Origin of the sequence: Cytobacillus firmus NBRC 15306, assembly GCF_001591465.1 — a bacterium.
GTDB lineage: Bacteria > Bacillota > Bacilli > Bacillales > Cytobacillaceae > Cytobacillus > Cytobacillus firmus.
This window is the reverse complement of the sequence record NZ_BCUY01000001.1, coordinates 1-13,266: the sequence shown is the minus strand read 5'-3', so window position 1 is coordinate 13,266 and position 13,266 is coordinate 1. Positions and strand designations below refer to the sequence as shown.

General features: G+C 41.7%; 14 protein-coding genes. 3 read left to right on the top strand and 11 right to left on the bottom strand.

Features of this window, described 5'->3' with window-relative positions:
* Positions 1 to 41: 41 nt before the first annotated feature.
* The 7 genes from BFI01S_RS00070 to pepF all read right to left on the bottom strand — a co-directional run bounded on the left by BFI01S_RS00070 (position 42) and on the right by pepF (position 7,252).
* Positions 42 to 653, bottom strand: coding sequence for a polysaccharide deacetylase family protein (locus BFI01S_RS00070; RefSeq protein WP_082804435.1), 612 nt, complete (start codon positions 651 to 653; stop codon positions 42 to 44).
* 47 nt (positions 654 to 700) lie between these two features.
* On the bottom strand, positions 701 to 1,465 hold the full coding sequence (phnC, locus tag BFI01S_RS00065) for a phosphonate ABC transporter ATP-binding protein (protein WP_061790781.1): 765 nt from the start codon (positions 1,463 to 1,465) through the stop codon (positions 701 to 703).
* Positions 1,466 to 1,477: 12 nt separating this feature from the next.
* The gene (gene phnE / locus BFI01S_RS00060) at positions 1,478 to 2,233 is read right to left on the bottom strand and encodes a phosphonate ABC transporter, permease protein PhnE (RefSeq protein ID WP_061790780.1); all 756 of its coding nucleotides are present in this window, start codon (positions 2,231 to 2,233) and stop codon (positions 1,478 to 1,480) included.
* Positions 2,234 to 2,244: 11 nt separating this feature from the next.
* On the bottom strand, positions 2,245 to 3,147 hold the full coding sequence (phnD, locus tag BFI01S_RS00055; RefSeq protein ID WP_061790779.1) for a phosphate/phosphite/phosphonate ABC transporter substrate-binding protein: 903 nt from the start codon (positions 3,145 to 3,147) through the stop codon (positions 2,245 to 2,247).
* Positions 3,148 to 3,211: 64 nt separating this feature from the next.
* Positions 3,212 to 4,261, bottom strand: a complete 1,050-nt coding sequence (gene selD, locus BFI01S_RS00050) for a selenide, water dikinase SelD (RefSeq protein ID WP_172581921.1) — start codon at positions 4,259 to 4,261, stop codon at positions 3,212 to 3,214.
* Between the two features lie 20 nt (positions 4,262 to 4,281).
* On the bottom strand, positions 4,282 to 5,295 hold the full coding sequence (locus BFI01S_RS00045; RefSeq protein ID WP_061790777.1) for a glycosyltransferase: 1,014 nt from the start codon (positions 5,293 to 5,295) through the stop codon (positions 4,282 to 4,284).
* Between the two features lie 169 nt (positions 5,296 to 5,464).
* Positions 5,465 to 7,252 (bottom strand): oligoendopeptidase F, encoded by a 1,788-nt coding sequence (gene pepF, locus BFI01S_RS00040; RefSeq protein ID WP_061790776.1) that lies wholly within the window; start codon positions 7,250 to 7,252, stop codon positions 5,465 to 5,467.
* Between the two features lie 123 nt (positions 7,253 to 7,375).
* Between pepF and BFI01S_RS00035 the strand changes: the two genes are divergently transcribed.
* Entirely contained in the window at positions 7,376 to 8,194 is an 819-nt protein-coding gene (locus BFI01S_RS00035; RefSeq protein WP_244926448.1) for a hypothetical protein, read from the top strand.
* Between the two features lie 29 nt (positions 8,195 to 8,223).
* Here the strand turns inward: BFI01S_RS00035 and BFI01S_RS00030 are convergent, their stop codons facing one another.
* The gene (locus tag BFI01S_RS00030) at positions 8,224 to 9,255 is read right to left on the bottom strand and encodes a DUF438 domain-containing protein (RefSeq protein WP_061790774.1); all 1,032 of its coding nucleotides are present in this window, start codon (positions 9,253 to 9,255) and stop codon (positions 8,224 to 8,226) included.
* Between the two features lie 218 nt (positions 9,256 to 9,473).
* On the opposite strand from BFI01S_RS00030, the gene BFI01S_RS00025 reads away from it, so the two are divergent.
* Positions 9,474 to 9,827, top strand: a complete 354-nt coding sequence (locus BFI01S_RS00025; RefSeq protein WP_061790773.1) for a glycoside hydrolase family 18 protein — start codon at positions 9,474 to 9,476, stop codon at positions 9,825 to 9,827.
* A gap of 129 nt (positions 9,828 to 9,956) precedes the next feature.
* On the opposite strand, the gene BFI01S_RS00020 is transcribed toward BFI01S_RS00025, so the two are convergent.
* From BFI01S_RS00020 to BFI01S_RS00010, 3 genes are all read right to left on the bottom strand, one after another.
* Positions 9,957 to 10,868 carry a CBASS cGAMP-activated phospholipase gene (locus tag BFI01S_RS00020; RefSeq protein WP_061790772.1) on the bottom strand — a complete coding sequence of 304 codons (912 nt, stop codon included), beginning with the start codon at positions 10,866 to 10,868 and terminating at the stop codon, positions 9,957 to 9,959.
* Positions 10,869 to 10,947: 79 nt separating this feature from the next.
* Positions 10,948 to 11,214: a DUF1292 domain-containing protein gene (locus BFI01S_RS00015; protein ID WP_061790771.1), complete on the bottom strand. Its 267-nt coding sequence runs from the start codon at positions 11,212 to 11,214 to the stop codon at positions 10,948 to 10,950.
* 113 nt (positions 11,215 to 11,327) lie between these two features.
* A complete protein-coding gene (locus BFI01S_RS00010) occupies positions 11,328 to 12,425 on the bottom strand; it encodes a branched-chain amino acid aminotransferase (protein WP_061790770.1) in 1,098 nt (365 codons plus the stop codon).
* Between the two features lie 429 nt (positions 12,426 to 12,854).
* On the opposite strand from BFI01S_RS00010, the gene yxiS reads away from it, so the two are divergent.
* Positions 12,855 to 13,160, top strand: coding sequence for a protein YxiS (gene yxiS / locus BFI01S_RS00005; RefSeq protein ID WP_061790769.1), 306 nt, complete (start codon positions 12,855 to 12,857; stop codon positions 13,158 to 13,160).
* The last annotated feature ends 106 nt before the right edge of the window (positions 13,161 to 13,266 follow it).

Here is a 13,266-nt window from a genome sequence, read left to right as displayed (position 1 = left end):
ATAAACCCTCACAAAAAAAGTACCCTCACTGAGGATACTTTTTACAGCAAACTGAATTCATAGCCTTTATCCCGAATTCCAGCAATTAAACCAGGCAGAGCCGCAGCAGTCTGGGTTAATTCATGCAAAAGAATGATTGCTCCGTCTTCCAGGTTCTCTAGAACGTTTGTGATTATTTGTTCAGGCTCTTCTTTAAGCTCCCAGTCCATGGACGAGATTCTCCACAATATGGTGGAGAGCCCGAGCTCTTTGGCTGCAGCAATGGTATGTTCATTATACTGTCCGAATGGAGGCCTGAATAGCTTCACATCTTGGCCCGTGATGGATTCAATCTTTAATTTGCTTCTCCTTAAATCCTGGACTTGTTCATTTGGAGTTAATTTTTCATAATTGGAATGCTTTGAAGAGTGGGTACCTACCTGATGGCCTTCTTCCAGGACTCTTTTCCACGGACGCCCGGGGTATAAAAGCCTTGATTGCCAGAAGAAAACAGCTGGAACCTTTTCTTTCTTCAGTATATCCAATAGTTCCGGAAGAACTCTTGCCGGCCCATCGTCAAAAGTCAGTGTCACTGTTTTCTTCGAAGGGTGTCCGGCATTAAATAACGTGATGTCAGGGTCGTTCGAAACGTACACGACGTTCGAGCTATCCACAACTCATGGACAATTGGCCATTCTTCTGCCTCCTGTTCTTAAGTTAATCAGATATATGATTTTTCGCTATAACTTTCTGCATCATATGTAAATACATACATATCATCTGTGAACTGTTCCGGTTTACCATCAAAAACAACTTCTCCATCTTTTAATGCAATAATCCGGGTAGCATAGCGTTTAGCCAATTGAACATCATGGACATTGATTATGGTTTGCAGACCATGCCGGTTATGCATCTCCTGCAGCAGGCTGAAGATCCGGTCTGAAGTTCCAGGATCCAGGCTGGCTACAGGCTCGTCTCCAAGCAGGAACCTTGGCTTTTGAAGGAGAGCCCTTGCAATGCCGACTCTCTGTTTCTGCCCTCCGCTAAGATGCTCCACCCTGCGGTCGGCAAAGTCGGTTAAGCCCACCTCTGCAATGACTTGTTTAGCCTGAGCCTTTTCTTCCTCTGTAAACCATCCAATGAGGTTCTTAAAACTGCTTCTGTAGCCGAACATGCCTGTCAGAACATTTTGCAGGACAGTTAATCGCGGAACTAAATTAAAATGCTGAAAGATCATGCCCATCTCCCTGCGGATTCTGCGAAGCTGTTCATCACTAAGTGCAGAAAAGGATTGGCCATCCCAGATGATTTCCCCTGATGAAGGTGACTGCAGGCCATTTAAACAGCGGATCAGAGTGGATTTTCCGGCACCGCTTTTACCTAGCACGCAAACAAAATCTCCAGGGTGTATCGTCAGATTTATTGAATTAAGCGCATGATGCTTCATGCCGGGATAACGGACAGTTATATTTCGAATCTCAAGCATTTCCGGCCTCCTTTATATCACTCGGTTCCTGACATAGCTTCCGAAAAGGTCCACTAGAATAACGATGATCATAATCACCAGGACATCAAGCGAAACTGAATTGTATTGAAATGTCTTAAAATCATTAAAAAGTCTTTGGCCAATTCCTCCCCCGCCAATGAAGCCCAAGATAAGGGAAGTCCTTATGGCAACCTCAAACCGGTAGAAGTAATTTGACAATACATTTGGCCATATTTGAGGCAGGATGCTGAATAGGGAAGCAAACCAGCTTTTTGCCCCAACTGCTTTCATGGCCTCCTGCGGGCCGGGATCGGATGCTTCAATGAGCTCTGAGATCAGTTTTCCCAGAACCCCAATGTTATGAAACATAATGGCCAGGACAGCCGGAAAAGGACCAAGCCCTAGAGCCGTCAAAAGAATCAAACCAAAAACAATTTCAGGAATGGAGCGGACAAAGCTGAGGCCGACTCTGGTTATATGGTAAACAAATTTTGAACCGGATGTGTTTTTGGCGGCCATAAAGCTTAAGGGAAGTCCGATAATAAGCCCAAAGAAGCTTCCCAGAAAAGCCATGGCCAAGGTTTCCAGACTGTCTTCAAGTATCCTTGGAAGGAGAGAAAAATCCATAGGGAACCAATGGGACAGGAAATCAATCATGTTGCGGAAGTCTTTGAATTTCGATAAGTCGAATTCTGTCAGCTTCATGCTTAGATAAATGAATAAAGCCAACACGGTATATGTTAATATGCTGCGTTTTTTAAACCACAATCTTATCAGCCCTATTCTTTAATAAGTCCCTCTTTTAGGGCAGCCTGACGGATGCTTTCATAATCTTCGTTGCTTGCTTCAGTAAATCCGCTTGCTCCGAATGCATCCAGAATTTCGGGATCTTCAATCGCAAGAAATGCTTCCTTTAACGCTTTAATTGTTTCTTCATCGGTGTTTTCATGTACAGCCCAAGGGTACTGGAAAAGCTTTTCTGATTTCCAGATCGTTTTAATCTGATCTCCGTCTACTTTTCCTGAATCCACTAATTGATTGTAAATGGCGCTGTCGATCGCACCGGCATCAACCTGCTTATTTTGGACTGCCAATGCAGTAGCATCATGCGAGCCGGTAAATCTGACGGACTTAAAGCTGTGTTCATCTTCTGATTTGTAAACTTCACGGTCCTTCAATTCAATGGATGGGATAAGAGATCCTGAAGTTGAATTGATATCACCAAAGGCAAAGTCAGCTTCACTGCTGTTTTTCAGTAAATCTTCAAGTGAATTCCATGGATTGTCTTTATGGGTGATGATATATGAATAATAGAATGGCTCACCATCGATCAGCTGTGTAATGATGGCTTTTGCGCCGCTCTTCTCATGTGCAACAACATATGTTAACGGACCGAAATATGCCATATCAATTTTATCGTAGTTCATGGCTTCTACAACCCCGTTATAATCCGGATATACTTCGACAGCTACTTCCCTATCAAGTTTTTCAGATAAAGTGGACTGCAGTTTCTCCATGGCGGCTTCCATCGATCCCTCTGTTTGAACGGGAATAACCCCAATGGTGAACGTTTCTTTAGATTTTTCTTTACCATTATCGTCTGTATTTTTTGAGTCGTTTCCGCTGCATGCTGTCAAAAGCATCAGTGAAAAGATAGTCATGAGCATTAAGAATTTTTTCATGTTTGCACTTCCTTGTTTTTGTTTTGTAGTAAAGGTAAAAAAGGACTCTTTTCGAGTCCTTTTTTCAGATAACCGTAATCTTTCCAGGATTCTGATCTGTGACAGTCCCAATGATGGAAGCCCATTCTACTCCTTTTTCCTTAAGGTCTTTTAGGAGCAATTCAGCTTCTGCTTCAGGAACGGTTATTAAAAGTCCCCCTGAAGTAATAGCATCACAAAGTATCACTTGGTCCACATCATCAATATTTTCGTATTGAATCCGGCCGGACAGCCATTTATGATTCTTTTTGGAGCCGCCAGGAATAATATTCTGTTCAGCAAGCTCTCTTGTTTTTGGAAGGATTGGCACGGCTTTGCTTTCAATGGTAATGCCTGTGCCGCTCCCTTCCGCAATTTCCATGGCATGGCCCAGAAGGCCAAAACCAGTAATGTCTGTGCAGGCATTGACCTGGTAGTTATCCATAGCTTCAGCAGCGTCTTTATTTAAAGCAGCCATAATTTTCATTACACGGTCGATGCCTTCCTGATCCAGCATATCCCTTTTAATCGCTTGAGTAAGAATGCCGACGCCAATCGGCTTGGTTAAGATCAGTTTGTCGCCAGGTTTGGCTCCTGCATTTGTTCTTACCCGTTCAGGATGTACGGTTCCAGTCACAGATAATCCGAATTTTGGCTCCTGGTCGTCAATGGAGTGCCCTCCAACTAACACAGCACCGGATTCTTTAACTTTATCTGATGCGCCAGCCAGAATGTCTGCAAGTATGCTTTTATCCAGTTTGCTGATAGGAAAACCTACAATATTCATGACGGTTATAGGTTTGCCGCCCATAGCGTAAATATCACTCAGCGAATTAGCTGCAGCGATTTGGCCGAACATGTATGGGTCATCAACGATAGGAGTGAAGAAATCCAGTGTCTGCACAAGGGCAGTTTCATCATTTATTTTATAAACGCCTGCATCATCCGATGTATCCAGTCCTACTAAGAGGTTGGGGTCAGGTACAGACTTTGGCAAATGACGCAGAACCTGCGCCAGGTCTTCAGGACCAATTTTGCATCCTCAGCCGCCTTTTGTTGATAAAGAAGTCAGTTTTACGATTTCTTCTCTAGACATATTTCTCTCTCCTTACTCATTCAATGTTTACTTGGGGATTTTTCTAAGATGGTTTCGTAAATTTTTTGAAGTGTTTTAGCTTCATATTCCGAAGAATGACTGCCCTCAACATAGAGTTTGGCAGCTTGCCCCAATTTAATCCTCAATTCGTTATTATTCACTAGTTTGTCTGCATTATCAAGAAATTCGACCGGATTAGTGTAGATTAAACCAGTTTCCTGATGTGAAATGATATTCCTGTTGCCCAGGTTATTGGCTGCAAGAACTGGAAGGCTATACTCCATTGCTTCTAAAATGGCAGCAGGCTGGCCTTCAGAATGGGATGTGTTCAATACGGCATCCGCTTGTCTGTATAGCTCTCCCATATGGTGATGCGGGATCTGGCCAAGATATTGAACCCATTCTTTATTTTTTTCAGTAAGGGTCTTTACGATATTTCCCTCTTCTTCTTCAATAATAGGACCCGCTAGCCAAAGACGGATGCGGGGATTCTTTTCATATAACAGTTTAAGCTTTTCTATGGCAAAAGGAATATTCTTCACCTTGCGGATTCCTGCCGGCAGCAAAAATAAAAAAGTGCCGTGTTCTTTTTTATAGTCGGCTCCAGCTTCAGAAAATATTACAGTTCCCTGATGGATAACGCTGATTTTATCTTTTGCTTCAGGAACTTCACCTGCCAGTACAAGCTTAGCTTCTTCATCAAATACATGTATAGCTTCGGCATTGATAATGGTTTGAATGACTGCGGTTTTCTTAACTGGATCATGAAGGTCGATATTTAAATCAGTGCCGGTCATGGTTACGACATATCTTTCAGGTTTTTCACCAAGCTTCTTAATAAATTGGCCAAACCGATAAGCGTTAAAGCCATGCACAATATCGGCTTTTGGCAGGCTGGTTAATTTGCAGCCGTCTGTGATATTGATTATTTCAGTCTCAATGCCCAGCTTATTGAGGCCATCAGAAATACGCTGAACGGTAACTGTATTCCCTCTTGCCTGGTGAAAATTCGGGCTTGCCAGAAGTACTTTCATCCTTTCATCCTTCACAATTATATTTTCGCTATCTTCGTTTTAATTAAAGTTTGCATCAATTATTGCAGGAATATTTCATCCTGTCCATTAATTGTATTTCAGCAGGCTGTTCTTTTAATTATGACGGTAAAAAAGCCTGTTTCTATTACAAGAAACAGGCCCAATCCAGCTATTGGTTTCCGAATTCTTCTACAAGATCTCTGAATTTCCGAAGTGAGTTTTCAATAGGATATGGTGAAGTCAGATCCACTCCGGTTTTCTTTAACAGGTCCAGCGGATAATCGGAGCTTCCGCTTTTTAAGAACTCCAGATAGCTTTGCAGCGTTTCATTGTCTCCTTCGAGAATTTTTGCTGCCAAATGGATGGCAGAAGCAAATCCGGTAGCGTATTTATAAACATAAAACGGACGGTAAAAATGAGGAATCCTGGCCCAGCCGAATTTCACTTCTTCATCAAAAACAATTTCATCCCCGTTATATTCGCGGAATAAACGTTCATATATTCCGCTGAAGACCTCAGCGTTTAGCGGCTCCCCCTTTTCAGCTAATTCATGAGTTTTCATCTCAAATTCAGCAAACATAACTTGAGTGAAGAAGGTTCCTTTAAACTGATCAATAAAATGATTAAGGAGATGCCTGCGTACATTTTTATCCTTCTCCGTGTCCAGCAAATAATGAATCAGGAGTACTTCATTTACTGTAGAAGCCACTTCCGCCACAAAAATGCTATAACGGGCGGTGATCTGCGGCTGGTGCTGTGAGCTCAGCTTACTGTGGACACCATGCCCGCATTCATGAGCAAGTGTAAAAAGGCTGTCCAGATCATCCCGATGATTCAGAAGGATATAAGGATGAACTCCATAAATGCCGAGGTTATATGCCCCTGACCGCTTCCCTGGAGTTTCACGCACATCAATATAGCGGCCTGACTTAAACTCCTTCAGAATAGTAATATAATCATCACCAAGAGGCTCGAGCGCTTTACACATTGTGTCATAAGCTTCTTCATAGGATATTTCAGGTTTGACTCCCTTTACTAAAGGAACGCTCAAATCATATTGCCTCAGCTCGTCAAGACCTAACTGTTCCTTGCGGATCATAGTATACTGATGCATTGCCCCAATATTTTTTTTAGTCGTCTCAATTAGATTGACATACACTTCCTTTGGCACCTGATCACCAAATAATCCTTTTTCAAGTGCTGAAGGATAATTACGGATTTTGGCCATGGTAACATTGTTTTTTATAGCGGCAGAAAGGGTGGAAGCAATGGAGTTCTTCAGCTGCACATAGGGCTGGTAATAGGCCTTATATGCTTCTTTCCTCTTTTCCCGGTCAGCCTCTTCCATAATTTTGGCATACATGCCGCGTGTCAGTTCCACTTTCTCTCCATCATCATTGGTGACATCGCCAAACTTTATATCCGCATTATTCATCATTCCAAATGTATGACTGGGAACTGAAAGTGCCTCCCCAAGCTGGGAGAGAATTGCTTCTTGGTCTTTATTAAGGACATACGGCTTATAGCGGAAGGATTCGAGCAGGTCCTCCTCAAAGTATTTCAAGCCCTTCTCCTCAGCAATATAGCCTCTCAGAGTTTCCTCATCCAGGCTTAAGAGAAAAGGCATAAAAAAAGAACTGGAAGAACTGACTTTAACGCTCAATTGCTTAGCCCTGTCTACATAGGCTTGCGAATCTGTCAGACGTGTGTCTTCATCTGTTTTCAGCATCGCATATGCATACAGCTTATTAAATATGTAAGAGAGTTTTTCTTTTTTTTCAAGGTATTGATAAAGGGAATTGCCATCATGAATCTGTCCGTCAAAGGTTTTCAGTTTATCAGCCAGTTGTTCAATATGTTTGTAATCTTCTTCCCATTTCTCCAAGCTGGAGTATATGTCTTCCAGATTCCATTTCTCATTGAGCGGAACGTCATTTCTGTCTTTGAATGTCTTCATTTTTACAAACTCCTTTACTGCAAACTGTTGTTTATTAATTAACTATATTCCAAAGTTATCGCAAAAACCCTTCCACATTTTTGATTTTATCATTAATGGCTATTAAAATAATGTTGAAAGGATGTGGACGGATTGGCCATTACTCTGCCTCATATAGAAGACTCAAACAATACTGCATATTTCCCTCCGACAGGGCATTTTGAAACGTTTCAGGACGATGCCCATTATGAAGAAAAAGTCAGGGAATGGGGATTATCTACTACAAGGGAAGTTAAAAAGGAATTCTGGTATAAAGAAAAAACACAGCAGCGTCTTGTAATCGTGAAAGGGTATCAGACATACGGCGAAACTGGTGATTATTATACAATCATAATCGAGTTTCAGGATGGGAATCTGAGCTGCATACATCCTGCTTACCTTAAAGAGATGCAGTCTCCAAGCTTCGGAAAAGCGCTGGCTGCTGATTTTGGGGATATCTCCTCAGCTCCTTCTGAAAAGGAAGCTTCCAAAGAAGATAGTGTCCAGACTGAAAAGATAACAAAGAAATCTGCTGAAAACAACCAAAGTGATAAACCGGCAGCCAAAAAAGCCAAAAAGGAAAAACAGCCTGCCTTGGAGCTGCCGGCAGAAAAGGTCCATTTTACAGCTAAAGTTAAGCAGCTTGCCCTGAGCTGGAACCATTTCAATGAAGCCAATGATGAAGTCATCATACTTGAAGATCTTGTCATTCAGGAGGATGAACCGATTGAAGTCGGGCTTGGCTGGTGCTCTCATTCGAAGACGTTAAAGAAATTTGAACTTCAGCCAGGTGAAAGCCTCGAATTTGACGGGAAAATAGTTAAAAAGAAACTGCCTAAAGGTAAAGACTGTGAAGAGGAATTCATTATCGAAGAACCTGTTTTATATAAGGTAAATAATCCGTCAAAAATCAAAAAAAGCTAAAGAGCCGCAACGCTCTTAGCTTTTTTTGATTATGAAAGAATCCTTTTCTCTCCCTCGATCTCCTGTATTGGACTGATGTTTTGTGTAAATTCAAGGGTTCCAGCATAGCGTCCGTTTTCATCCCGTACGGCAAAATAACGGATATAAACATATTTATCTCTGAACTTGATCCAGAAGTCTTCAGAGTCTTTTCGCCTTTCCCTGAAATCCTTCAGCAATTCTTCCACAACATGGACACTGCGGGGCGGATGGCAATTCTGAACGGTTCGCCCAATCACGGCTTTCGTTCTGGCAAAGATTCTTTCCTTGCCATGAGAGAAATAGCGGACAACGTCATCATGATCAATAAAGGTGATATCGACAGGCAAGTGATTGAATAACAGCTCCAGCTGCTTTATGGACAAAATGCCAGTTTCCATTTTAATGTAGCCTTTTGATATGGCATTCCCCTCAATCCCTTTCCGTTCGGGCTTCCATTCCTTTTCAGGGCCGGTCAGACAAAAGCCAATCTCGTCGCTTTCATGGGCGATCTTTACCCATTCATCTTCTGTAAGGTTTTTTAAAGCCATTGGGAAAAGGATATTTTCCTCCCTGTAAATCATGGCACTAACTTCATTGAAAACGAAACGGATTGCATTGATGACCTTTTGCTTGTCCCCCTGGTAATGGGTGAGAAGGTTCTTGGCTTCCTTGATGCCATCCCTGATGAAGTCATCGATGCTCCACATATTATTTGTGGGACCATAAATTCCGTACTTCTCCAGGTAAGGAAAAAGCAGATTTTCCTTTCGGCTGTAATGCTTATCAAGATCAAGGAGCAGGATACAGTCTTCTAAAAGTGCATAAACATTGTCCTCATGATCCTCCTGAATGAACGCCTCGAGATGGACCTTCACATTTTCTCTCAGATGCTTATCAATTGCCCTATTCTCCCGGGTGAAAGTATGAATGGGATGTCCGGGCTGTTCTTCCGGTTTAGGATGAGCAGCTGCTTCATCATGGCTATGAATAGAATGGCTCTGATGGTCCGGATGCTCACGGTTATTAATTAATTCGCTCACTGTACAATTCCTCCTATATCATTCCCTTTTAAAGGCTATTAATCGTGCTTATAAGGAATGTACCATGAGGAAAAAGTTCGTAATGTGATGAGAATCATATATTAAAAAAAGTTTATTGTTTTATGCAGGAATGGAATGTCAGCAATAAATTACCACCCCCTCCATCTTCCCTTTTTTGTTACACTTTTATAGGATTGAAAGATGGAGGTTTTCTAGCAGTGAAGAGAAAATGTGAAGGCATTCCTAGCTGTGGGGTGGCTGGTTTCATATCAATGGCGGGGAATCATATGATTATTTTCAATTATTGGGGTAACCTCTTTGATTCTCAAGGGATTTCCAAAAATAAACTGGTTCTCGGTGTTCCTCTGTATGCTCAGCCGGAGGATCCTGCCGTTAAGCCGGTATCCTATCAGGCCGTCATAAACAATAATCCAAAAAATGCAGCAAAAGATAGGATCAGCATGAATGGCATCAGCTATTACTATAATGGATCCGCCACCATGAAAAAGAAAACTGCCCTGGCATTAAATGGCGGATTTGGCGGAATGATGATCTGGGGAGGCTGGCCATGACGCAAAGGGGCCATACAGCCTCATTGGAACGATTGCTGAAGTTCTTCAAAACACATCAGAACCTGTAAAGTATTATTCTGTGATTCATACAAAATGAAAAAAGAGCAGGGGAAATTCCCCGCTCTTTTTTCATGAGAGTAAAAACTTCTTTATTTCCTCCCGCCGATCCTGATAGACCTTCTCCCCGAGCATAATCAATTCTTCCACAAACTTTATTTCGTCAAAGGGCATTTCTTCACCCAGCTCTTCATTTATGCGCAGGTAATTTTCTCCGAGTAGATGCCTGCAATGGTAGGTAACAGATTCGGAGGATAAATGAAGAGCCAGGTCCAATAGCTTGGGCGTCACTTTCATGGACGGGAGCTGGAAAGGCAGCCAATGCTTTACACCCCAATATTTATCATGATCAATCGTAAAGTCAATTTTTTGAAGACCGGTCCCAAGCGAAAGGATTTTTATTTTTTGCAGCTCCACCTTGAAGTGATGCATAGCCTCGGTAATGCAAACGAGTGATGGATTATTCGCCCATAGCCCTCCGTCTATGGATAAATAACTATTGCTGATGTTGTTCGGCGGGAAATACACAGGTGCTGAACAGGAGGAAAGGACTGCATCCCAAAGCTTCATCGACAGGCTTTCATTGCCTGGGCTGCCGTAATTGGAACGGTGGACAAACGGCTTGCCATGGGTCACATCGACAGCTGGTATCAAAAGCGGTTTTTTTATATCGGACAATTCCGTTTCGCCAAAGGCTTTCCGAAAAAAGCGCCGCATATACTTATCACTGTATACGCTTTTAAAAAGGCCGACCTTAGCCTGTTTGACAAAAATCTTTTTCCCGAATGATTCGTATCCTTTCAGGACCTCTCTCATATCTTTTTTCAGGATCAGCGAAGAGGCAATGATCGATCCGGTGCTTGTGCCTGCGATTATATCAAAATAGTCGCCTGCAGGCTGTTTCATTTCCTTTTCGAGAGCTTTCAGGATGCTGACGGCAAAAACACCGCGTATTCCCCCGCCATCGATGCATAATATTTTCATTGGATCACCTGCTGTTTCCGTAATCGTTCTTCAGAAGATAGAAGTATGTAAAAAAAAGAGAAGGAATTGTCCTTCTCTCTTATTCCTCGTGTATCATTTCTTCGAATACGGCAGAGACTCGGTTAAATTCTTCGTCGCTTTCAATGGGTGTAAAGTCGCCATCCTCATCAAGTTTTAAGAAGAATACGTCAATATCTTCTTCTGTGTCTTCCTCAAGATCTTCTACAAAGCTGACAGCAGCATATTGATTGCCATCAACCTCTGCAGACGCGAGGACCTCCACTTCCATTTCCTGATCATTTTCATCACTGATTGTAAAAACTTCTCCGACTTCTATCTTGTCCATTTTTTAATCTCCTCTCCGTAATAGGTTCTTTCTATATTTTCCCGTTTTAGATGATTTTCATGCCTGAAACAGAAAAAGGATCGGCTTAATGATGCCGATCCAATTATCGAGGATTATTTAATTCCTGCTGCCTCTTTCTTTTCCACTTTTACACTCCATCCAAATGGATCCGGTTCGGTTCCTTTTTGGATGCCTGTTAGTATATCATAGATTTTCTTGGACAATTCTCCGGTGTTCCCCTCATTGATTTCAATAATCTTGTTGTCCCAGAAGAATTCTCCAATTGGTGAAATAACAGCAGCAGTGCCCGTTCCAAATGCTTCTTCAAGCTGGCCATCTGCATGTGCCTGGTAGATTTCTTCAATAGAAATTTTTCTTTCTGATACCGGAACATTCCAATGCTTCAGTAACTCAAGTACAGAGTTTCGAGTAATCCCTTCCAGGATGCTTCCATTAAGTTCTGGTGTTACAACTTCTCCGTTAATTTTGAAGAAAATGTTCATGCTTCCCACTTCTTCAATATATTTATTTTCTTTACCGTCAAGCCATAGAACCTGCGAATATCCTGTTAAGCTTGCAAGCTCCTGTGCTTTCAGACTAGCTGCATAGTTTCCTCCGGTTTTAGCTGTGCCTGTTCCCCCTTTAACTGCACGCACATATTCGTTTTGAACAGCAATTTTAACAGGATTGATGCCTTCCTTATAGTAAGCGCCTACCGGCGAAAGAATAATGATGAATTTGTATCTCGTTGATGGTGCCACTCCAAGATATGGCTCAGTTGAAATGACAAATGGCCGGATGTAAAGTGATGTCCCTTCAACGTTCGGAATCCAGTCCCGGTCAACTGAAATTAATTCTTTTAAGGCATAAAGAGCAAGCTCTTCATCAATTTCAGGAATACATAACCTGGAGTTTGATTTATTCAATCTCTCCATATTCTTTTCAGGGCGGAACAGCAATACCTCATTATCAATGGTAAGATAGGCTTTTAACCCTTCGAATACACTCTGCCCATAATGGAAAATCATTGCAGCTGGATCAAGAGACAGCGGCTGGTAAGGTACAATTCTTGGGTCGTGCCATCCCCGTCCGGCAGTATAATCCATTTCAAACATATGATCCGTAAAATTCCTGCCAAACACCAGGTTATCAAATGCAGGTTTTTGTTTTTTCTCAGGTGTGTGGCTGATTTCAATTTTAAATTCTGTCATTTGTTAAAACTCCCTATCTGTAGATGATTTAAAAACCTATTGCCTGCTCTTTGTGCTGCTCTTAAAAGAGTGTAAATAAAAACGCCCAGTCATCCTCCGAGCGTGGACGAAAGGGCTTGCTTCCCGGCAACAACCAATATGGATGCTCAACAGCTGAAGTCATTGAAAAAGACTCGTATACTGTTTTGTAAGGGTTGCCTTTCGCTCTTTTCTACTTCAAGGCAGTAGTGCAGTTATTTGTAAAAGTTTTTATAAGTTTTTCTAATATTATGATATTCTACTATTTAATTGTCAATACGAATTGACAATAAATTTAGAATTAATTCGGATTACTGAAAATTCTTTATGCAGAAGAAAAAGAAATAAAGATGAAAAATCATGTTTTTAAATTTATAATCAATATATAAATACAAAAGGGGATTTATGATAATGAACAGTAAAGAGCTTGAAGAAAAAATTATTCAAAACTATCAGGGCGAAGAAAAAATGATGATACTCGTTTTTGCCCAGTGGTGCATTAATCACAATTTAGATCCCGAAGAAATCTATTTAAAGGCATATCCGGATCAGGGGGAAAACAGTTCACTAAAGGAAGCGCTGGACCTGACCGTTCCAAAAGAAGAAGCAGGCGATGTGCCTGATCAGACTCTGCTTGGTGTTCTATCCTTGTTCGGAAATGATGAGTTGGCCTTTGTTATTACGGAAGAGATAAAGAAAATGAAAAAGGACAGCTAAGCCTTAATGGGCCGCTGTCCTTTTTCATTGAAGATTTTATCGCAGTCTAACGGGCAGTAAGACCCCCACTACTAGACTCAGAGGAATCAAAGGGGGATAAGTGGGG